Source organism: Rhizobium sp. O111, assembly GCF_055616315.1.
In genome coordinates this window covers 3554933-3576164 of sequence record NZ_JBSHXL010000001.1, presented here as the reverse complement: position 1 = coordinate 3576164, position 21232 = coordinate 3554933, and the positions used below count along the sequence as shown (strand labels likewise).

Here is a 21232-nt window from a genome sequence, read left to right as displayed (position 1 = left end):
AATCTAAGATGGTTCGAAAGAACGATCCTCCCTTGCCCCATTCTTAAGAGACATCCATGCGCATCCGCAATGCACTTCCTGTATTCGGCCTGATGGCGACGCTCGCTCTGGCCGGTTGCTCCACGACTTCCGAGAGCGCCTCTGTCGAAAACAAGGCTGCCATGCCGGGTCCGACCGTCCAGACCGCGCAGATCTTCGACGACGCTTACGGCGTTACCACGGATGCCGGATATTCGCTGCCGGCGATCCCGATCCAGAAGGTCAAGCCGCAGTTCCACAGGCAGGTTGTCTCCTACGAAACCACGGAGCGTCCAGGCACGATCATCGTCAACACCCGCGAACGCTTCCTCTACTACATCATGCCCGGCGGCAAGGCGATGCGTTACGGCATCGGCGTCGGCAAGCAGGGCTTCGCATGGGCCGGCACCGCATACGTCGCCTGGAAGCAGGAATGGCCGAACTGGCATCCCCCGAAGGAAATGGCCGTTCGCCGCCCCGAGATCGCCAAGTACGTCGAAGACGGCATGGGTCCTGGCCTTTCCAACCCGCTCGGCGCGCGCGCCATGTACCTCTTCAACGAAGAAGGCAAGGACACCCTATTCCGCCTGCACGGCACGCCGGAATGGGCTTCGATCGGTACCGCAGCTTCGTCGGGCTGCATTCGTCTGATCAACCAGGACGTCATCGACCTCTACAGCCGCGTCCGTCCGGGCAAGACGACCTCCAAGGTCATCGTTATCCAGTAAGTTGGGTTATCCAGTAAGCTGGACCTGAAATTCGGTATAAAAAAGGCCGCCGGAACATTCGCTCCGGCGGCCTTTTTGTGTCTGCTGCGTGGGGATCAGGCCGCTTGCGCGGCCTTCAGCTCCAGGCGGCGGCGGTGCAGGACCGGCTCGGTGTAGCCGTTCGGCTGCGCCCTGCCCTTCAGCACCAGTTCGAGAGCAGCCTGGAAAGCGATCGAGCGGTCGAAATCTTTAGCCATCGGATGATAGGCCGCGTCGCCGGCATTCTGGCCATCGACCACTGCGGCCATGCGCTTCATCGTTTCGACGATCTGATCTTCGGTGACGACCTTGTGGTGCAGCCAGTTCGCCATATGCTGCGCCGAGATGCGAAGTGTCGCGCGATCTTCCATCAGGCCGACATTGTTGATGTCGGGAACCTTCGAGCAGCCGACGCCCTGATCGACCCAGCGCACGACGTAGCCCAGGATCCCTTGCGCGTTGTTGTCGAGTTCGCGCTGGATTTCCTCGGGCGTCCAGTTCGGACGGACGGCGACAGGTACGGAGAGGATGTCGCTCAGCTTGGCGCGCGGGCGATCCTTCAGGCCGCGCTGGACATTGGCGACGTTGACGCGGTGATAATGGGTGGCGTGCAGCGTGGCGGCCGTCGGCGACGGGACCCAGGCGGTGTTGGCGCCGGCCTTCGGATGGGCGATCTTCTGCTCCAGCATGGCGGCCATCAGATCCGGCATGGCCCACATGCCCTTGCCGATCTGCGCATGGCCGGAGAGGCCGCATTCGAGACCGATATCGACGTTCCAGTTCTCGTAAGCGGCGATCCAGGCGGCCTGCTTCATGTCGCCCTTGCGGATCATCGGCCCGGCTTCCATCGAGGTGTGCATCTCGTCGCCGGTACGATCGAGGAAGCCGGTGTTGATGAAGACGACCCGCTCGCGGGCGGCGCGAATGCATTCCTTGAGGTTGACGGTGGTGCGGCGCTCCTCGTCCATGATGCCCATTTTCATGGTGTTTTTCGCCATGCCGAGCGCATCCTCGACGCGGCCGAAGATTTCGACGGCGAAGGCGACTTCCTCGGGGCCGTGCATCTTCGGCTTGACGACATACATGGAGCCGGTGCGCGAATTCTTGCGGCGGCCATTCGGGCCGATGTCGTAGAGCGCGATGGCGGCTGTGATCATCGCGTCCATGATGCCCTCCGGCACCTCGTTGCCATCCCGATCAAGGATAGCCGGATTCGTCATGAGGTGGCCGACGTTTCTGATCAGCATTAGCGAGCGGCGATGGACCTCGAAGCTGGCGCCATCCGGGCCGGTGTAATCGAGATCGGGATTGAGCTTGCGGATGAAACTCTTGCCACCCTTGGTGACCTCTTCCTGCAGATCGCCCTTCATCAGGCCAAGCCAGTTGCGGTAGACCTCGGTCTTGTCCTCGGCATCGACGGCGGCGATGGAATCCTCGCAGTCCATGATTGTGGTGATGGCGGATTCAAGCCAGACATCGGAGATGTGGGCGGCGTCGCTCGTGCCAATCGCAGTTCCCGCATCGATGACGATGTCGATATGGATGCCGTTGTTCTTCAGGAGGATGTTGGTCGGAGTGGCCGCATCGCCTCGGTAGCCGGCGAAATGCGAGGCATCCTTCAGCGCGACATGCTCGCCGTCAGTGGACGTGATCGCGAGTGCGCCGTCCTTGATGACGAGGCCGGCGACGTCCTTCCAGCTCCAGTCGACGAGCGGCACAGCGTTGTCGAGGAAATCGCGGACCCAGGCGATGACCTTTTCGCCGCGCTTCGGATTGTAGCCCTTGCCCTTCTCGGCGCCATCGGCCTCGGAAATGGCATCGGTGCCGTAGAGTGCGTCATAGAGCGAGCCCCAGCGGGCGTTGGCTGCGTTCAGCGCGTAGCGGGCATTCATGACCGGAACGACCAGCTGCGGGCCGGCGATGGAGGCGATCTCCGGATCGACATTGGTCGTGCTGACCTGGAAATCGGAGCCCTCGGGAAGGAGATAGCCGATCTCGCGCAGGAAGGCCTGATAGGCGTCCATATCGGTCGGCGCACCGTGCTGGCGATACCAATCGTCGATGCGCAGCTGCAGGGCGTCGCGCTTGGCAAGCAGTTCGCGGTTTTTCGGCGCCAGATCGTGGACGATGGCCGAGAAGTCGGCGAAGAACTTGTCCACATCGAGCCCGAGACCGGGAAGCGCCTCCTTGACCAGGAAATCATGAAGGACGGCTTCAATCGCAAGAACGTGTTTTTCGATGCGGCTCATAGACTATCTCCTCGGGCGGCGCGTTTTTCGCATGCTGCCACTTTGACCGGCTTTCATTCATAGTCAATCAGGCAATAGTTTGAAAGATTTATGCCTTTTCAGGCAGGAACTCTCGGCGTGACGCGCATCGGCAGGCCGTTCTGCGGCTGGGTGGTCAATTTCTGCACCGGCCAGGGATTGGTCTCATCGGTCATGTCGAAACGGAAGCGGTGCATCATGACGGCGAGCGCGATCACCGCCTCCTGCAGCGCGAAGGTGGCGCCGATGCAGACGCGCGGGCCAGCGCCGAAGGGGAGGAACTGGAAGCGGCTGATCTTGCCGCGGTTTTCGGGCAGGAAGCGCTCGGGCATATAGGCGCGGGGCTTGTCCCAATAGAGTTCGTGGCGGTGCAGCGTCCAGGGCATGATCAGCACGGTGACGCCGGCCTCGATCTCGACGGTCTCGCCCTTGGCATTCGTCCAACGATCATCCGATATCGCGGCGCGGTTGATCGACGGGGCCGGCGGATAAAGGCGCAGGGCCTCTTCGAAGGCGGCGCGCGTATAGGGCATGAGATCGAGCCATTTCACCGGCTCGGCGCCTGTCGCGAGCACGCGGTCGATCTCTTCTTCCATCGCGTCGCGGATATGCGGCGTGTTGGCGACGCAGTAGAGCGTCCATGCGAGTGCGCGGGCCGTGGTTTCGTGGCCGGCGCCGATGAAGGTCAGGATATTGTCCTCGATCTCGGCATTGGTCAGCCCGCCCGATTTCGCCTGGTCGAGCAACAGCGTCAGGAAATCCTCGGGCGTCGTGTCGCGGTCCTTGTCCATGCGGCCGAGGCGGGCATCCATGGTTTCGCGGACGATGGTGCGGAATTTCTCGAGTACCTTCTGGCCGCCGATGCGGGTGACGCGGGGCACCCAGGAGGGGGCGCGCAACAGGTCCATCGGATCGACGCGGCCCATGCGATGCAGGAGCGCGTTGACGTCGTCGGCGAAGCTGTCGGAGGAGGTAACGATCTCGCCCGAAAACAGCGTGTCGGCGAGGATGGCGAAGGTGAGTTCGGCCATGTCGCTGGCGATCTCGAAGGTCTTTCCGTCGCTGCCCGCTTCTTCGTACTTCCTGATGTATTCTTCCGACTGGCGCAGCATCTGGCCGGCGAAGCCATTGGCGTGGCGCGGGGTGAAGACCGGGGCGACGGCCTTGCGCGAACGCTTCCAGACCTCGCCTTCCGCCGTCAGCAGGCCATCGCGCAGGATGGGCCGCAGGATCAGCTGGCGAATATCCGACATGCGGTAATTGGCGGCGTTGTCGACAAGCACATGCTTGATCAGGCCGGGATCGTTGACGATGATCGTGCGTTCGCGGAAGAACTTCGTCTTGATGAAGGGCAGCGTGTAGGACGGCTCGCCCCAGAGCTCCAGCGGATTGCGCAGGATGGTGCGGATGATCTCAAGCCGGCTCGGCGGCACGGTGCGCGGAACGGGCGCTGGCGGAACGAACGGATCTGGACGCATGTCCATCGGATACTAGCCTTTCGCGGAAGATTGCCCTCCCCGGCAGGCTAAAAAACTAGAGCAGGCGTTCCAGATCGTCCAGCTTGTCGTTGATCAACCATCCGTAATAGTTCTCTTCCGGCCAGACCGTTTCGCCCGACGCGCGGTTTTTGGCGGCGAGCGCCGCGGCGCGCTGGCGGGAATTTCCGAGATTGTAGAGCGTTGCCGTCAGGCCCGGGTTCTTCGAGATATCCATGCCGGCGATCTGCTTGTAATCGTCGATCGAGCGGCGCACGGCGGCCGCCACGAAGGCCAGCGAGATATCGGGCTGCATGATCGCCTTGTAGACGCTGCCGGCATCCTTCTCGTTGAGCTTTTCGTAACCGGAGACGCGGCTGACGAGATCGGAGAGCATCAGGGCGGTCAGCGGATTGATCTGGCCGAGGCCGAAGGTCTGGCCGGCGTAGAAGGGCTGGAAGAAGACCGCGCTGAAGCGATTGTTCGGGAAGCTCTTGCCGCCGACGGTCTTGCCACGGAAATCGCTCTCCCAGACATCCTCGCGGCAGCTCCACAGCGTGTAGGAATCGCTCTTGCCGTTGCATTCAGCAAATTGCGGGCGCTTGACGAAGTCATCCACATCCTCGCCGTCATAGGCGAAGCGGAAGCTCTGCCCTGCGTAGGACGCGGCCTTGACGTAATAGGACTGCAAGCGGTCGTAGGCGTCGACATTATAGGTGTGCTCGCCGACGATAGCGCCGATGACGTGGATCGGGTCGATGCCATAGGCGGCCGAGACCTTCTTGATCTTGCCCATCAGCTCGCGATCCGTCGCCAGGAGCTCGTGGACCTTGTCGTACTTGCGATCGAAGGTGGTTTTGGTGCCCTTGGTGCGGCGGACCGATGCGCCGGGAACGTTCGGCTGCTCGACGTTGCGATTGCCTGGCGGCACGAGCTGCATGGAAAAAGCGGGCGCGGCGGTCAAGACCGTGGCGGCAATTACAAGGCTCGTCAGAAGGCGTCGCACGATCAGCTTTCCCATCATTTCCAATAGAGGCATTTCCGGTATCGGTCGGCATTTGCAGCTTGGCTGGCGCGCTGACTGTACCAAAATCTTGGCCGAATAATGCTGGCGCCAACAACAAAACGGGCCTTTCACTAAAAAGTAAAAGGCCCGTTGTCGAGAGTTCAGTCGGTCAAAGTTGCGGCATCATGGCAGTAAAGCCTGAGACCGGTGTTTGCGCATCACAGAATGAAGCGCGAGAGGTCGGTGTTCTGGGCGAGATCACCGACATGCTTGCGCACATATTCGGCGTCGATGGTCACGGCGGTGCCGCCGCGATCCGGCGCGTTGAAGGAGATTTCGTCCAGCACGCGCTCCATCACCGTCTGCAGGCGGCGGGCGCCGATGTTTTCGACCGAGGCGTTCAGGTGAACGCCGACGTCGGCCAGCGCATCGATGCCGTCATCGGTGAATTCGAGCGTCAGGCCTTCGGTTTCCATCAGCGCCTTGTACTGGCGGATGAGGCTGGCCTCGGTTTCCGTCAGGATGCGGCGGAAGTCTTCCTTGGTCAGCGGGCGCAGCTCGACGCGGATCGGCAGGCGGCCCTGCAATTCCGGCAGCAAGTCCGACGGCTTGGAGACGTGGAAGGCGCCCGAAGCGATGAACAAGACGTGGTCGGTCTTCACCGGCCCGTACTTGGTCGACACGGTGGTTCCTTCGACCAGCGGCAGCAGGTCGCGCTGCACGCCTTCGCGCGAGACGCCGGCGCCCATGCCGCCATCGCGGGCGGCGATCTTGTCGATCTCGTCGAGGAAGACGATGCCGTCGTTTTCGACGGAGCGCACGGCCTCGCGCTGGATGACCTCATTGTCGATCAGCTTGTCGGATTCGTCGCGGATCAGGTCGGTGTAGGAGGCCTTGACCGTAGTGCGCACCTTCTTGGTGCGGCCGCCCATGGCCTTGCCGAACATTTCCGACAGGTTGATCATGCCGATATTGCCGCCGCCGGGCATGCCGGGAATGTCGAAGCCGCCCATGCCGGTGCTGGTGTCGGCCACTTCGATATCGATTTCCTTGTCGTCGAGCTCACCGGCGCGCAGCTTCTTGCGGAAACTGTCGCGCGTGGCCGGCGAGGCGGTCGATCCGACAAGCGCATCAAGCACGCGTTCTTCTGCGCTCATGTGAGCCTTGGCCTCGACCTCGGCGCGCTTCTTTTCGCGCGCAAGGCCGATACCGACCTCGACCAGATCGCGGACGATCTGCTCGACATCGCGGCCGACATAGCCGACTTCGGTGAACTTGGTGGCTTCAACCTTGATGAAGGGGGCGCCGGCGAGCTTGGCGAGGCGGCGAGAGATTTCCGTCTTGCCGACGCCGGTCGGGCCGATCATCAGGATGTTCTTGGGCATCACTTCGTCGCGCAGGCTCTCATCGAGCTGCTGGCGGCGCCAGCGGTTGCGCAGCGCGATGGCGACGGCGCGCTTGGCGTCATGCTGGCCGATGATGTGGCGATCCAGCTCGGAGACGATTTCCCGGGGAGAAAAGTTGGTCATGATATCCTCTTGGCTTTCCTGCTCCGGCCGGCCGTTCTCGGCCCGGCCCACAGGACCCATTGTGAACGATTGCCGTTACTCGGCGTCGAGCGTTTCGACCACGAGATTGTGGTTGGTGTAGACGCAGATATCGGCGGCGATATCGAGCGCCCGGCGCGCCACTTCTTCGGCCGACTTGTCACTGTCCATCAGGGCGCGGGCGGCGGCGAAGGCGTAGTTGCCGCCTGAGCCGATGGCGATCGCGCCATGTTCGGGCTCGAGCACGTCACCGTTGCCGGTGATCGCCAGCGTCACCGACTTGTCGGCGACCAGCATCATGGCTTCGAGGTTGCGCAGATACTTGTCGGTGCGCCAGTCCTTGGCGAGCTCGACGGCGGCGCGCATAAGCTGGCCGGGATATTGCTCGAGCTTCTTTTCAAGCCGCTCCAAGAGCGTGAAGGCATCCGCGGTGGCGCCGGCGAAACCGGCAATGACGTCGCCCTTGCCGATGCGGCGCACCTTGCGGGCATTGCCCTTCATGACGGTCTGGCCGAGGCTGACCTGTCCGTCGCCCGCCATGATGACCTTGCCGCCCTTTCGAACTGTAATAATGGTTGTCATCGAATATACCCTAGCCCGTCAGGCGGGCTCTTACCTCGGGCCGCACATCGGCCCTGTTGAGCCCTATGTAAGTTGGCAAATCGCGATTGCAATCGGCGTCGATTTCTCTACTCGCGCTTCTGGATATTTCCCGGCACGCCTGATAAGGAACCCCCGTATTTCCAAGTGGAGTAGCCATATGGCCGAGACCGCAGCAAGCCGCACGGGATCCGTATCCCGCAAGACCAGCGAGACCTCGGTTTCCGTTTCCGTCAATCTCGACGGCACCGGGAAATCGACGATTTCGACCGGCGTCGGCTTCTTCGACCATATGCTCGACCAACTCTCGCGACATTCGCTGATCGACATGGAGATCGAAACCAAGGGCGATCTGCACGTCGACGACCACCATGCGGTGGAAGACACGGGCATCGCCATTGGCCAGGCCATCGCCAAGGCGCTCGGCGACCGTCGCGGCATCACCCGCTACGCCTCGATCGACCTTGCCATGGACGAAACGATGACGAAGGCCGCCGTCGATCTCTCCGGCCGCCCCTTCCTCGTCTGGAACGTATCGTTCAGCGCGCCGAAGATCGGCACGTTCGACACGGAACTCGTGCGCGAATTCTTCCAGGCACTCGCCCAGAACGCCGGGATCACCTTGCATATCCTGAACCATTATGGTGCCAACAACCACCATATTGCCGAGACATGCTTCAAGGCCGTCGCCCGCGCGCTGCGCACGGCGACAGAGATCGATCCTAGGCAGGCGGGCCGTGTACCCTCGACGAAGGGCACGCTCGTCTAAGCCCCTTCAGGGAGCTTGACGACATGACTTCCAGCTATCTGGTTCTGACCGCCCCTGGCGGCGCCGATATCAAGCACGAGAAGACGCGCTTCATTCGCGACGGCTTTACCGTGCTCGGCTTCCTGTTTCCCTGGATCTGGCTCGCCGTTAACAGGCTCTGGCTCTACGCCGTCGCCGCCTTTCTCTTGCAGAGCATCGGCGGCGCGTTGATGGATCAGTCCGGCCTGTGGCTGGTCGGCTTTGCCGTGACGTTCGGCACCAGCCTGCTTGTCGGGCTCGAGGGGCAGAACCTGCGGGTTCGCAACCTTGCCTCCAAAGGCTGGCAGGACGATGCGCTGATCTCGGCCGATCGGCTCGATGTCGCCGAGGAAATCTACTTTTCTGAAATTCAGACCGATCTCAGTGACGGCACTCCCTTGCCGTCGCCTAAATGGGATGGCGGGAGCCGCACAGAGCGCGGCACCACCACATCCCTCGGTCTCTTTGGCTTTGATGGAGGACGCTGATGCGCGTCGCAATTATCGATTACGGTTCCGGCAATCTGCGTTCGGCGACGAAGGCCTTTGAGCGGGCTGCTCGCGAGGCTGGCGTGGACGCGGTGATTGATCTCACCGACAAGGCCGAGGCCGTTGCCGCCGCCGATCGCGTCGTGCTGCCGGGTGTCGGCGCCTATGCCGATTGCCGCCGTGGGCTGGACGCCGTGCCCGGGATGACCGAGGCGCTGATCGACGTCGTCGAGAAGAAGGCGCGGCCGTTCCTCGGCATCTGCGTCGGCATGCAGTTGATGTCCTCGCGCGGTCTGGAGAAGACCACGACCGAGGGCCTCGGCTGGATTCCAGGCGACGTCGTTGAAATGACGCCTGATGATCCCAATCTGAAGATACCGCAGATCGGCTGGAACACGCTGGACCTGAAGCGCCCTCACCCGCTGTTCGAGGGTATTGCAACCGGCACCGACGGGCTGCATGCCTATTTCGTGCATTCCTACCATCTGGCCGCGCAAAACCCCGAGGATTTGATCGCGACGACAGGTTATGGCGGACCGCTGACAGCCTTTGTCGGCCGCGACAACATGGCCGGCGCGCAGTTCCATCCGGAGAAGAGCCAGAAGCTCGGTCTCGCCCTGATTGCCAATTTCCTGCGCTGGAAGCCCTGAGCTCGCGCCTTTGAAGGACTGACAGAATGATCCTCTTTCCCGCCATCGACCTCAAGGACGGCCAGTGCGTTCGCCTCAAGCTGGGCGACATGGAACAGGCCACCGTCTACAATCCGGACCCCGGCGCGCAGGCCAAGGCCTTCGAGGACCAAGGCTTCGAATGGCTGCACGTGGTGGACCTCAACGGCGCGTTTGCCGGCGAGAGCGTCAACGGCGCTGCCGTCGATGCGATCCTGAAGGCCACGAAGAACCCGGTGCAGCTGGGCGGCGGCATTCGCACGCTCGACCATATCGAAAGCTGGCTCAGCCGAGGGCTGACGCGCGTGATTCTTGGAACCATCGCGGTGCGCGATCCGGCGCTGGTCATGGAGGCTTGTAAGAGGTTTCCGGGCCATGTGGCCGTCGGCATCGACGCCAAGGGTGGCAAAGTGGCTGTCGAGGGCTGGGCCGAGGCCTCCGAGCTCGGCATCATCGAGCTCGCCAAAAAGTTCGAGGGCGCCGGTGTCGCGGCGATCATCTACACCGACATCGACCGCGACGGCATCCTGACCGGGATCAACTGGGATTCGACGCTGGAACTGGCGGGCGCCGTCTCGATCCCCGTTATCGCATCGGGCGGACTGGCCTCGATCGACGACATCAAGCGGATGCTGAAGCCGGATGCCGCAAAGCTCGAGGGCGCGATCTCCGGCCGCGCGCTCTATGACGGCCGTATCGATCCCGCTGAAGCGCTGGCGCTTATTAAAGCGTCGCGCGCGAAGGAGACCGCGCAATGACCCTCAAGGCTCGCGTCATTCCCTGCCTCGACGTCAAGGACGGCCGTGTCGTCAAGGGCGTCAACTTCCTCAACCTCGTCGATGCCGGCGATCCCGTCGAGGCCGCCAAGGCCTATGATGCGGCCGGCGCTGACGAGCTCTGCTTCCTCGACATCACCGCCTCCTCCGACAACCGCGAAACAATCTTCGACGTGGTGTCGCGCACGGCCGACCAGTGCTTCATGCCGGTTACCGTCGGTGGCGGTGTTCGCACGATCGCCGATATCCGCAAGCTGCTTCTTTGCGGCGCAGACAAGGTGTCGATCAATTCCGCTGCCGTCAGCAATCCGGATTTCGTGGCGGAAGCGGCCGACAAGTTCGGCGACCAGTGCATCGTCGTTTCGATCGACGCCAAGCGCCGGCAGACGCCAGCTGGCGGAGACGCCAGCGCCTGGGAGATCTACACCCATGGCGGCCGCAACGCGACGGGCATCGATGCGGTGGATTTCGCGCGCCGGATGGTCGAGCGCGGGGCCGGCGAATTGCTGGTGACCTCGATGGACCGCGACGGAACGAAAGCCGGCTACGATCTGGCGTTGACGCAGGCGATCGCCGATGCCGTGCGCGTTCCCGTCATCGCGTCCGGCGGTGTGGGCGACCTCGACGATCTCGTGGCCGGCGTCAAGGAAGGGCATGCGACTGCGGTTCTCGCCGCCTCGATCTTCCACTTCGGCACCTATTCCGTCGGCGAAGCGAAGCGCTATATGTCTTCCTGCGGCATCGACATGCGTCTCGACTGAGACTGAAAGCGATATGATGAGCGAATTCACACTCAGCGACCTCGAAACGATCGTCGACGCGCGGTCGAAGGCCTCGCCAGACGAATCCTGGACGGCGAAGCTCGTTGCGGCCGGCCAGCCAAAGGCGGCGAAGAAGCTTGGCGAGGAAGCGATCGAAGCCGTGATGGCTGCCGTGACCGACGACCGCGAAAACCTCACCTATGAGGCGGCCGACGTGCTCTATCATCTCTTGGTCGTATTGAAGATCGCCGGTATTCCGCTACAAGATGTCATGGCGGAACTTGAGCGCCGTACCGCTCAATCCGGCCTCAGGGAGAAGGCCAGTCGGCAAAGCTGATGGGTATCGCAAGACAGATCACCGGTGCGCAAGAAGCGCACGATCATTTCCAGGCGAATGCCTATTCGCCCTATCACTTCTTTTCATCCGAGGAATGGGCGAAGTTCAGGGCGGATACGCCGATGACGCTGACCTCGGACGAGGTCAAGCGACTGCGCTCGATGGGCGACCCCATCGATCTCGACGAAGTCCGGCGCATCTATCTCTCGGTCTCGCGCCTGCTTTCGGCGCATGTGGAATCGTCGCTGCTCCTGTTCAAGCAGCGCAACAGGTTCCTCAGCCTGTCGAACGTCGCGAAGACGCCCTTCGTGATCGGGATCGCCGGCTCCGTGGCGGTGGGCAAATCGACGACCGCGCGTATCCTGAAGGAGCTTTTGCGCCGCTGGCCGTCCAGCCCGAAGGTGGATCTCGTGACCACCGACGGCTTCCTCTATCCGAACGCCGTGCTGCAGCGGGAAAACCTGATGCAGCGCAAGGGTTTCCCGGAGAGCTACGACACCGGCGCCATCCTGCGGTTTCTGGCGGCGATCAAGGCCGGGCAGCCCGACGTCAAGGCGCCGTCCTACTCGCACCTCGTCTATGACGTGCTGCCCAACGAATACAAGATCATCGACCGGCCCGACATCCTGATCTTCGAAGGCATCAACGTGCTGCAATCGCGCGACCTGCCGGCGGGCGGCAAGATCGTGCCGATGGTCTCGGACTTCTTCGACTTCTCGATCTATATCGACGCGGATGAAAGCCGGATTCACGACTGGTACGTTACCCGCTTCATGGGCCTGCGCGAGACCGCGTTCCGCGATCCGAACTCCTTCTTCCATCGCTATGCCTCGATCAGCGAAGAGGAAGCGCTTTCGATCGCCGAAGGGCTTTGGCAGAACATCAACCTCAAGAACCTCCGCGAAAACATCCTGCCGACGCGTCCGCGAGCCGACCTGATCCTGCGCAAGGGGCAGAATCATCTGATCGAGCAGGTGGCGCTCCGCAAGCTTTAAGGCGTCACGCGCCGAAGCGTCAGGTTGATGCGGCCGCCATTCTTCAGAAGCGTGGATGTTGCAGGATAGATGCGGTCAACGCCGTGGAAGCACAGGCGCCCCTGCCCGCCCAAAATGACGACATCGCCGCTTGAGAGCTTGAAGGACGTGGTCTTGTCCGTTCGCTCGAGGCCGCCGACGCGAAACAGGCAGGTGTTTCCGAGCGAGATTGACACGACGGGTGCGGAGAGGTCCTGCTCGTCCTTGTCCTGATGCAGGCCCATCTTGGCGTCGTCGGCATAGAAATTGACGAGGCAAGCCTCGGGCGGCTTTTCGTAGCCGGACACGTTATTCCAGATATCGAGCAATTCGGCCGGGATTTCGGGCCATGGTTTTCCCGTGGCCGGATGGGTCGGCTGGTAGCGGTAGCCGCGTTCCTTATCGGTGACCCAGCCGAGCGCGCCGCAATTGGTCATGCGCACAGACATGGGCTTGCCGGTGCCGGGCATCACTGGTGTGTAGAGCGGCGCCTGCGTGACGATGCTGCGAATGATCTCAACCAGCGCTTCCTGGCGGGGGCGACTCAGATAATCAGGGCTGTGGCGAATGCCGTTTGGCAGTTGCAGCATCGTGCCCTCCCCTGATTACTCGCCGCTCGGGCGGCTGCGCATCTTCTTGACGTCGGAGCGGCCGGACTTGGCCTTCAGCCGGCGCTCGACGGAGCCCTTGGTCGGCTTGGTCTTCTTGCGCGGCGGCGGCGGCGGCTTGGCGGCCTCGAGGATCAGCTCCTTCAGCCGTTCGCGCGCATCCTCGCGATTGCGCTCTTGGCTGCGGAAGCGGCTGGCCTCGATCATCAGCACGCCTTCCTTGGACATGCGACGGCCCGCCAGTTTCACGGCGTTTATCTTGACCCGCTCGTTCAGCGCCGGCGAATTCTGGATGTTGAAGAAGAGTTGGACTGATGTCGAGACCTTGTTGACGTTCTGCCCGCCGGGACCGCCCGCCAGAACAAACTGTTCCGTCAGTTCCCATCCCGCGATGGTGATCCTGTCGTTGATATAGAGCGGGTCGCTGGCCATGTGATGTCTATCTCACATCGCCTCCCGCTTGGAAAGGCGCTTCAAAACGCGCAAAACCCGGTCGTTCAGGACCGGGTTTCACGTGAATCATCAATCAGTTGTCGCTGATTTACTCAGCGGCCACCCGAAAACCCGGGGCCGCATCGCGCACTCCGCCATCGACGTGGCCTTCGAACTTGGCGAAATTGTCGATGAACATGGTCACCAGCTTGTTCGCCTGTGCGTCATAGGCGGCAGCGTCCGCCCAGGTCGAGCGCGGATCGAGAATGCCGCTCTCGACACCTTCGACCGCAACCGGAACGGCGAAGCCGAAGTTCGGGTCGGCGCGGAAATGGGCCTTGCTGAGTTCACCCGAGAGGGCGGCTGCGAGCAGCGCGCGCGTTGCCTTGATCGGCATGCGCTTGCCGGTGCCGTAGGCGCCGCCGGTCCAGCCGGTGTTGACGAGCCAGCATTCGACGCCGTGGCGGCCGATCAGTTCCTTCAGTAGATTGCCGTACTCCGACGGGTGCCGGGGCATGAACGGGGCGCCGAAGCAGGTCGAGAAGGTTGCTTCCGGCTCCGTCACGCCGCGTTCCGTGCCGGCGACCTTGGCGGTGTAGCCGGACAGGAAGTGGTACATGGCCTGATCCGGCGTCAACCTGGCGATCGGCGGCATGACGCCGAAGGCATCGGCGGTCAGCATGATGATCGTCTTCGGATGGCCGGCGCGGCCGGTTTCCGAGGCGTTGGGGATGAAATCGAGCGGATAGGCGCAACGGGTGTTTTCCGTGAGCGAGCCGTCGTTGAAGTCCGGAATGCGGTTCTCATCGAGCACGACATTTTCAAGCACGGTGCCGAAGCGCTGCGTCGTCGCGTAAATCTCCGGCTCGGCTTCGGCCGAGAGGCGGATGGTCTTGGCGTAGCAGCCGCCCTCGAAGTTGAAGATGCCGTCCTCGCCCCAGCCATGCTCGTCGTCGCCGATCAGCGTGCGGGCCGGATCGGCCGAGAGCGTCGTCTTGCCGGTGCCCGACAGGCCGAAGAAGACCGCGGCATCGCCGTCCGGGCCGACATTGGCCGAGCAGTGCATGGGCATGTCACCCTTGGCCGGCAGCAGGTAGTTCAGCGCCGTGAAGACCGACTTCTTCATTTCGCCGGCATAGAAGGTGCCGGCGATCAGGATTTCGCCGTTCGTCAGGTCGCAGGCGATGACGGTTTCGGTGCGGCAGCCGTAGCGCTCCGGATCGGCCTTGAAGGTCGGCAGGTCGATGATTGTCAGCTTCGGCATGAAAGCGTCCAGCGTGGAACGTTCCGGCCGGATCAGCAGGTTGCGGATGAACAGCGAGTGCCAGGCAAGCTCGGTAACGACGCGGGTCGGCAGCGCATTCGCCTCATCGGCACCGCCGATCAGGTCCTGCACGAAGAGCTCCTTGCCGGCGGCATGCGCCAGCATGTCCTGCTTCAACAGCGCGAAATGCTCCGGCGACATCGGCTTGTTGTTGTCCCACCAGATCTGGCCATCGGTATTCGCGTCGCGGACGACGAACTTGTCCTTGGGCGAGCGGCCGGTGTGCTGGCCGGTCAATGCCCGCAAGGCGCCGTGAGCGGTGAGTTCGGCTTCTCCCCGGCGAATCGACTCTTCGTAGAGGGAAGCGGCGGTGAAGTTATAGCGGACGCTCTTCGCGCCTGCAAAACCTGCCGTCGCCAGCTCTATCGCTGGGTTGTGGGTACCGAACTGCTCCATGGTCATTTCCTTCCCTTGGGGCTCAACGCCGTTAAGAACTGAGCGCGAACCTACGGACAGGATTTTTAAAACGCAAGTAGCATAAATCGATATTATTTAATGATATCAGTTATTTAATCGATTTAAATTTCTGGCGTTTATTTTAAATCGTTTGAACTGGCTTGGCGTGGTCAATTTCACCGCACGACTTTCGGTTGTCTTCAAAAATTACCGATCGCCCCACCCTTTATCTTTGCCACAATTTGTTCCACCTTTATCCCCATAAGCGCATCCGGTTCATATGGCCGCCTGGGGACCTTCAAAAAACCTGGAGACGCGCATTAGATGACGGAGACGAATACAATGCCGACAATCGCGCTCGTTGATGACGACCGTAACATCCTGACCTCGGTGTCGATCGCGCTTGAGGCCGAAGGATACAAGGTCGAGACCTACACGGATGGCGCCTCGGCCCTTGACGGTCTTCTCGCCCGCCCGCCGCATCTGGCGATCTTCGATATCAAGATGCCGCGCATGGACGGAATGGAACTGCTGCGCCGTCTGCGCCAGAAATCCGACATGCCGGTGATTTTCCTCACCTCCAAGGACGAAGAGATCGACGAGCTCTTCGGCCTGAAGATGGGCGCCGACGACTTCATCACCAAGCCGTTCTCGCAGCGACTGCTGGTCGAGCGCGTACGCGCCGTCCTGCGCCGCGCTGCCGGCCGCGAAGCCGCGGCGGCTGCCGCGACCGGTGCCGCACCCAAGCCCGGTGCCGCACAGCTCGCGCGCTCGCTCGAGCGCGGCCAGCTTGTGATGGACCAAGAGCGCCACACCTGCACCTGGAAGAGCGAGCCGGTGACGCTGACCGTGACCGAATTCCTGATCCTGCACTCGCTGGCGCAGCGCCCCGGCGTCGTCAAAAGCCGTGACGCGCTGATGGATGCGGCCTATGACGAGCAGGTCTATGTCGACGACCGCACCATCGACAGCCACATCAAGCGGCTGCGCAAGAAATTCAAGATGGTCGACAACGACTTTGATATGATTGAAACGCTCTACGGAGTGGGATACCGCTTCCGCGAAGCAGCCTGACGCCTAAGGGCGCGGCGGATAGGAATATATGAGAGCCGGCGCCGCGGACGCGGCCCGCTCTCCGAAAGGGCTGTCGTTGGCACAGTTGGTGCAGGAGAAGGATCTGGATGACGCAGACGGCGTAGGCCGACGCGTCAGGGGACGACGCTGGTCGCATCCCTTCACGATCATTCGGCGTATCTTCGGCAACGCCGTCTTTTCCAGCCTGACGCGCCGCATCCTCTTCTTCAATCTCGCAGCACTCGTCGTTCTGGTCGGCGGCATTCTCTATCTCAACCAGTTTCGCGAGGGGCTGATTGACGCCCGCGTCGAAAGTCTTTTGACGCAGGGCGAGATCATCGCCGGTGCCGTCTCCGCTTCCGCCTCGGTCGATACCAACTCGATCACCATCGATCCCGAAAAGCTTCTGGAACTGCAGGCCGGCCAGAGCATCACCCCGGTTCCGAATGACGAGGACCTGGAATTTCCGATCGATCCGGAAAAGGTCGCGCCGGTTCTGCGCCGGTTGATCTCGCCGACCCGCACACGCGCGCGCATCTTTGATGCCGATGCGAACCTTTTGCTCGATTCGCGTCATCTCTACTCGCGCGGCCAGGTGCTGCGCTTCGACCTGCCGCCGGTTGCCGATGAAGAGCAGACCTGGGGCGAGTGGTTCACGACGATCTTCAACAAGGTTCTGCAGCCGGGCAACCTGCCGCTTTACAAGGAAGCGCCGGGGGGCGACGGCTCGATCTATCCTGAAGTCATGAACGCGCTGACCGGCGTGCGCGGCGCTGTCGTCCGCACCACGGAGAAGGGCGAGCTGATCGTTTCCGTCGCGGTGCCGATCCAGCGTTTTCGTGCCGTGCTCGGCGTGCTGCTGCTATCGACGCAGGCGGGCGACATCGACAACATCGTCCATGCCGAGCGCCTCGGCATCATGCGCGTCTTTGGCGTCGCGACACTGGTCAACGTGCTCTTGTCGCTGGTGCTGTCGTCGACGATCGCCAATCCGCTGCGCCGCCTTTCGGCCGCGGCGATCCGCGTGCGTCGCGGCTCCAAGGAGCGTGAGGAAATCCCCGATTTCTCGGTGCGCCAGGACGAGATCGGCAACCTGTCGATCGCCCTGCGCGACATGACGACCGCGCTCTACGACCGGATCGATGCGATCGAGAGTTTCGCAGCCGACGTCAGCCACGAGTTGAAGAACCCGCTGACCTCGCTGCGCAGCGCCGTCGAGACGCTGCCACTGGCGAAATCGGACGATTCCAAGAAGCGGTTGATGGATGTCATCCAGCACGATGTGCGCCGCCTCGACCGCCTGATCAGCGATATCTCCGATGCCTCGCGCCTCGACGCCGAGCTTGCCCGCGTCGATGCGGGATCGGTGGATCTCGAAGTTCTGCTTCGTGACCTCGTGGAAATCTCGCGGCAGATCCGCAACCGCAAGAAGGAAGTGCAGATCGAATTCGCGATCGAACGCAAACCCGGCGTGAAGACGCGCTTCCTGGTCAACGGTCACGACCTGCGCATCGGTCAGATCGTGACCAATCTGATCGAAAACGCACGCTCCTTCGTTTCCGACCAGGACGGAAAAATCACCGTTCGTCTGGTGCGCACCCGCTCGCGCTGCATCGTCTATATCGAGGATAACGGCCCAGGCATTCAGGCGGAGAATATCGACCGCATCTTCGAACGCTTCTACACCGACCGGCCGGAGTCGGAAGGTTTTGGCCAGAATTCCGGCCTCGGCCTGTCGATCAGCCGCCAGATCGCGGAAGCGCATGGCGGTTCGCTGCGCGCCGAAAACATCATCGACGCCGAGACCGAAGAAGTGGTCGGCGCCCGCTTCACGCTTGCGCTTCCCGCAGATCCCAATTCATGACCACGGCCGCGGTCAATATTCACGCGACGGCGATCGTCGTCGGCAAGACCGGGCTTCTCTTTATAGGGCCATCGGGTTGGGGCAAGTCGATGCTTGCCTTTGCCTGCCTCACCGAGGCGAAGCGGATAGGGATCGAGGCCGCCTTGGTCGCCGACGATCAGGTGATGATCTCGGCTCGGGACAATATGACGATCGCGGCCTGCCCGCCCTCCATACAAGGGATAATCGAGCTGCGCGGAACCGGCATCGTCCGCATCCCCTCCATCCAGGAAGCGCCCATGCATTATGCGGTGCTGCCCGGCCACGTTTCGGGGGAAGACCGTGTGCCGCCGGAGGGCGAGACGACCGTGGTTTCAACAGGTATCACGCTCCCTGTCATTCGGTTGCTGGCTAATGTGCCGCTTCCACTGGCGGTATTGATGGCCAAAGCACCTGAAATCGGGCTCTAATGCCCACGAAACCGGCAGCTGGCGCGCGAAACCGTGCATTTTTGTCTTGCCATTCGGCTTTTCATAGCCAAGATGTGCCCCCACGGTGGACGCGATTGCTGCATTGCGATATTGGGCCTACCGTTTGCATACGCCATTGGGAGCAGTAGTATCATGATCGGACTTGTGCTTGTCACTCACGGCAAGCTGGCTGAAGAGTTTCGTCATGCGGTCGAACATGTTGTCGGTCCTCAGAAATTCATCGAGACGGTCTGTATCGGCCCCGAAGACGACATGGATCAGCGACGCCAGGACATTCTGGGCGCTGTTGCAAACGCCGATGACGGCCATGGCGTGGTCATCCTGACCGACATGTTCGGTGGTACCCCTTCCAATCTGGCGATCTCCGTGATGAGCAGCGGACATACCGAAGTGATCGCCGGCATGAACCTGCCAATGCTGATCAAGCTCGCCGGCGTGCGCGGCGAAGACAACATGGAAAAGGCGCTCGCCGAGGCATCCGAAGCCGGCCGCAAATACATCAATGTCGCCAGCCGCGTCTTGAGCGGCAAATAACGAGCCCCAGATGACCGTCCAGCTCTCCCGCGAAATTCTGATCATCAACAAGCGTGGCCTGCATGCGCGCGCTTCGGCGAAATTCGTGCAGACGGTCGAGACCTTCGACGCTTCGATCACCGTGTCGAAGGATGGGATGACCGTTGGCGGCAACTCGATCATGGGGCTGATGATGCTGGCCGCGAGCCCGGGCTCCAGCGTTTTGGTCTCGGCCAGCGGTAACCAGGCCGAACAGGCGCTCGACGCGCTGGACCAGCTGATCCAGAACAAGTTCGGCGAAGATATGTAACGGTCCGCCGGACCATATAAACATATAAAGACTTCTTTATATCATTATTGCCTTCGTCATAGAAGCCTGCTAAACGGCTGGCATGACCGCGCCTGCGCGGAGCTTTTCGTCGCGCGACCTCGTTTCGCGCCTTCGCATCTGAGACGCTTTCAGCATGGAGAACCCAATGAGCACTGAAAAAGATTACGTCGTCGCCGATATCGGCCTCGCAGACTTCGGCCGCAAGGAAATCACGATCGCTGAAACCGAAATGCCGGGCCTGATGTCCTGCCGCGAAGAGTTTGGCGCATCGAAGCCGCTCAAAGGAGCGCGCATCACCGGCTCGCTGCACATGACGATCCAGACGGCTGTTCTCATCGAGACGCTGGTTGCTCTCGGCGCCGAAGTGCGCTGGGCTTCGTGCAACATCTTCTCGACGCAGGACCACGCCGCTGCCGCGATCGCCGCTTCGGGCGTGCCTGTCTTCGCCGTCAAGGGCGAGTCGCTGCATGACTACTGGGTTTACACCGACCAGATCTTCCAGTGGGCTGACGGTGGCCTCTCCAACATGATCCTCGATGACGGCGGCGACGCCACCATGTATATCCTGCTCGGCGCCCGCGCCGAAGCCGGCGAGGACGTACTGTCGAACCCGCATTCGGAAGAAGAAGAGATCCTCTTCGCACAGATCAAGAAGCGCCTCGCCGCAACGCCCGGCTGGTTCACCAAGCAGCGCGACGCGATCAAGGGCGTCACCGAAGAAACCACCACGGGTGTCAACCGTCTGTACCAGCTCTCCCAGAAGGGCCTGTTGCCCTTCCCTGCGATCAACGTCAACGATAGCGTCACCAAGTCGAAGTTCGACAACAAGTATGGCTGCAAGGAATCGCTGGTTGACGGCATCCGCCGCGGCACCGACGTGATGATGGCCGGCAAGGTTGCCGTCGTCTGCGGTTACGGCGACGTTGGCAAGGGTTCGGCTGCTTCGCTGCTCGGCGCCGGCGCACGCGTCAAGGTCACCGAAGTCGATCCGATCTGCGCCCTGCAGGCCGCCATGGATGGTTTTGAAGTTGTCACGCTCGAAGACGTCGTCTCCACCGCCGACATCTTCATCACCACGACCGGCAACAAGGACGTCATCCGCATCGACCACATGCGCGCGATGAAGGACATGGCGATCGTCGGCAACATCGGCCACTTCGACAACGAAATCGAAGTTGCCGCGCTGCGTAACCTGAAGTGGACCAACATCAAGCCGCAGGTCGACCTGATCGAATTCCCGAAGGGCAACCGCATCATCCTGCTCTCGGAAGGCCGCCTGCTGAACCTCGGCAACGCAACGGGCCATCCGTCCTTCGTCATGTCGGCTTCGTTCACGAACCAGACGCTGGCGCAGATCGAGCTCTTCACCAAGCCCGGCCAGTACCAGAACCAGGTCTACATCCTGCCGAAGCACCTCGACGAGAAGGTCGCGCGCCTGCATCTCGCCAAGCTTGGCGTCAAGCTGACGCAGCTTTCGGAAGAACAGGCATCCTACATCGGCGTCACGCCGCAGGGTCCGTTCAAGGCTGACCACTACAGATACTAACAGCGGATTTTATATCCACAACATCTAGAGAGTGCGGCATTGACAAATGCCGCACCCTTATTTTTTGGGACACATCTTCCCGACGAATCCTATCCGAAGTATTGTTTTAACACTCGATTCGTGGAGACGGACGCGTCCGTTTGCTTCGAAAATGGGATGTCTTGTCGTAATGCGGCACAAAAGGA

Annotated in this window: 22 protein-coding genes; 14 read left to right on the top strand and 8 right to left on the bottom strand. The window is 61.7% G+C overall.

What is annotated here, in order from left to right:
• Window positions 1-56: 56 nt before the first annotated feature.
• On the top strand, window positions 57-746 hold the full coding sequence (locus ACVTFQ_RS17820; protein ID WP_018901167.1) for a L,D-transpeptidase: 690 nt from the start codon (window positions 57-59) through the stop codon (window positions 744-746).
• A 95-nt stretch (window positions 747-841) separates the two neighbouring features.
• Here the strand turns inward: ACVTFQ_RS17820 and ACVTFQ_RS17815 are convergent, their stop codons facing one another.
• The 5 genes from ACVTFQ_RS17815 to hslV all read right to left on the bottom strand — a co-directional run bounded on the left by ACVTFQ_RS17815 (window position 842) and on the right by hslV (window position 7641).
• On the bottom strand, window positions 842-3013 hold the full coding sequence (locus ACVTFQ_RS17815; protein WP_112436380.1) for a malate synthase G: 2172 nt from the start codon (window positions 3011-3013) through the stop codon (window positions 842-844).
• Between the two features lie 98 nt (window positions 3014-3111).
• Window positions 3112-4515, bottom strand: a complete 1404-nt coding sequence (locus ACVTFQ_RS17810; RefSeq protein WP_111562760.1) for a cytochrome P450 — start codon at window positions 4513-4515, stop codon at window positions 3112-3114.
• A 49-nt stretch (window positions 4516-4564) separates the two neighbouring features.
• The gene (locus ACVTFQ_RS17805) at window positions 4565-5512 is read right to left on the bottom strand and encodes a DUF1402 family protein (protein ID WP_111562785.1); all 948 of its coding nucleotides are present in this window, start codon (window positions 5510-5512) and stop codon (window positions 4565-4567) included.
• A gap of 218 nt (window positions 5513-5730) precedes the next feature.
• Window positions 5731-7041 carry an ATP-dependent protease ATPase subunit HslU gene (gene hslU / locus ACVTFQ_RS17800; RefSeq protein ID WP_111562784.1) on the bottom strand — a complete coding sequence of 437 codons (1311 nt, stop codon included), beginning with the start codon at window positions 7039-7041 and terminating at the stop codon, window positions 5731-5733.
• A 75-nt stretch (window positions 7042-7116) separates the two neighbouring features.
• Complete coding sequence (gene hslV / locus ACVTFQ_RS17795) at window positions 7117-7641, bottom strand: ATP-dependent protease subunit HslV (protein ID WP_018901162.1); 525 nt, start codon at window positions 7639-7641, stop codon at window positions 7117-7119.
• Window positions 7642-7819: 178 nt separating this feature from the next.
• Between hslV and hisB the strand changes: the two genes are divergently transcribed.
• Genes hisB through coaA form a run of 7 tightly spaced genes read left to right on the top strand, consistent with a single transcriptional unit; the run spans window position 7820 to window position 12471 of the window.
• Window positions 7820-8428, top strand: a complete 609-nt coding sequence (hisB, locus tag ACVTFQ_RS17790) for an imidazoleglycerol-phosphate dehydratase HisB (protein ID WP_470423914.1) — start codon at window positions 7820-7822, stop codon at window positions 8426-8428.
• 23 nt (window positions 8429-8451) lie between these two features.
• Window positions 8452-8934 carry a DUF2628 domain-containing protein gene (locus ACVTFQ_RS17785; protein ID WP_111562759.1) on the top strand — a complete coding sequence of 161 codons (483 nt, stop codon included), beginning with the start codon at window positions 8452-8454 and terminating at the stop codon, window positions 8932-8934.
• A complete protein-coding gene (gene hisH, locus ACVTFQ_RS17780) occupies window positions 8934-9584 on the top strand; it encodes an imidazole glycerol phosphate synthase subunit HisH (RefSeq protein ID WP_111562758.1) in 651 nt (216 codons plus the stop codon). The genes ACVTFQ_RS17785 and hisH overlap by 1 nt, the downstream gene beginning before the upstream one ends.
• 26 nt (window positions 9585-9610) lie before the next feature.
• Window positions 9611-10360, top strand: coding sequence for a 1-(5-phosphoribosyl)-5-[(5-phosphoribosylamino)methylideneamino]imidazole-4-carboxamide isomerase (gene hisA / locus ACVTFQ_RS17775; protein ID WP_111562757.1), 750 nt, complete (start codon window positions 9611-9613; stop codon window positions 10358-10360).
• Window positions 10357-11139, top strand: coding sequence for an imidazole glycerol phosphate synthase subunit HisF (hisF, locus tag ACVTFQ_RS17770; RefSeq protein WP_111562756.1), 783 nt, complete (start codon window positions 10357-10359; stop codon window positions 11137-11139). The genes hisA and hisF overlap by 4 nt, the downstream gene beginning before the upstream one ends.
• Before the next feature lie 16 nt (window positions 11140-11155).
• Window positions 11156-11476 carry a phosphoribosyl-ATP diphosphatase gene (locus ACVTFQ_RS17765; RefSeq protein ID WP_111562783.1) on the top strand — a complete coding sequence of 107 codons (321 nt, stop codon included), beginning with the start codon at window positions 11156-11158 and terminating at the stop codon, window positions 11474-11476.
• Entirely contained in the window at window positions 11476-12471 is a 996-nt protein-coding gene (coaA, locus tag ACVTFQ_RS17760; protein WP_111562755.1) for a type I pantothenate kinase, read from the top strand. The genes ACVTFQ_RS17765 and coaA overlap by 1 nt, the downstream gene beginning before the upstream one ends.
• On the opposite strand, the gene ACVTFQ_RS17755 is transcribed toward coaA, so the two are convergent.
• The 3 genes from ACVTFQ_RS17755 to ACVTFQ_RS17745 form a co-directional block, all read right to left on the bottom strand.
• On the bottom strand, window positions 12468-13079 hold the full coding sequence (locus ACVTFQ_RS17755; protein ID WP_111562754.1) for an alpha-ketoglutarate-dependent dioxygenase AlkB family protein: 612 nt from the start codon (window positions 13077-13079) through the stop codon (window positions 12468-12470). The genes coaA and ACVTFQ_RS17755 overlap by 4 nt on opposite strands.
• A 15-nt stretch (window positions 13080-13094) precedes the next feature.
• Window positions 13095-13529 carry an alternative ribosome rescue aminoacyl-tRNA hydrolase ArfB gene (gene arfB / locus ACVTFQ_RS17750; protein WP_111562753.1) on the bottom strand — a complete coding sequence of 145 codons (435 nt, stop codon included), beginning with the start codon at window positions 13527-13529 and terminating at the stop codon, window positions 13095-13097.
• 109 nt (window positions 13530-13638) lie between these two features.
• The gene (locus ACVTFQ_RS17745; RefSeq protein WP_111562752.1) at window positions 13639-15249 is read right to left on the bottom strand and encodes a phosphoenolpyruvate carboxykinase; all 1611 of its coding nucleotides are present in this window, start codon (window positions 15247-15249) and stop codon (window positions 13639-13641) included.
• Window positions 15250-15591: 342 nt separating this feature from the next.
• Here ACVTFQ_RS17745 and ACVTFQ_RS17740 point away from each other — a divergent pair, with 342 nt between their 5' ends.
• The 6 genes from ACVTFQ_RS17740 to ahcY all read left to right on the top strand — a co-directional run bounded on the left by ACVTFQ_RS17740 (window position 15592) and on the right by ahcY (window position 21047).
• Window positions 15592-16323, top strand: coding sequence for a response regulator transcription factor (locus tag ACVTFQ_RS17740; protein WP_196809369.1), 732 nt, complete (start codon window positions 15592-15594; stop codon window positions 16321-16323).
• A gap of 76 nt (window positions 16324-16399) precedes the next feature.
• Window positions 16400-18187, top strand: coding sequence for a sensor histidine kinase (locus ACVTFQ_RS17735; protein ID WP_111562782.1), 1788 nt, complete (start codon window positions 16400-16402; stop codon window positions 18185-18187).
• A complete protein-coding gene (locus ACVTFQ_RS17730; protein WP_112436381.1) occupies window positions 18184-18636 on the top strand; it encodes an HPr kinase/phosphorylase in 453 nt (150 codons plus the stop codon). Before ACVTFQ_RS17735 ends, ACVTFQ_RS17730 begins: the two co-directional genes overlap by 4 nt.
• A gap of 153 nt (window positions 18637-18789) precedes the next feature.
• Window positions 18790-19191: a PTS sugar transporter subunit IIA gene (locus ACVTFQ_RS17725; protein WP_018901148.1), complete on the top strand. Its 402-nt coding sequence runs from the start codon at window positions 18790-18792 to the stop codon at window positions 19189-19191.
• Window positions 19192-19201: 10 nt separating this feature from the next.
• Window positions 19202-19480, top strand: a complete 279-nt coding sequence (locus ACVTFQ_RS17720; RefSeq protein ID WP_018901147.1) for an HPr family phosphocarrier protein — start codon at window positions 19202-19204, stop codon at window positions 19478-19480.
• A gap of 166 nt (window positions 19481-19646) precedes the next feature.
• Window positions 19647-21047: an adenosylhomocysteinase gene (ahcY, locus tag ACVTFQ_RS17715; protein WP_018901146.1), complete on the top strand. Its 1401-nt coding sequence runs from the start codon at window positions 19647-19649 to the stop codon at window positions 21045-21047.
• The last annotated feature ends 185 nt before the right edge of the window (window positions 21048-21232 follow it).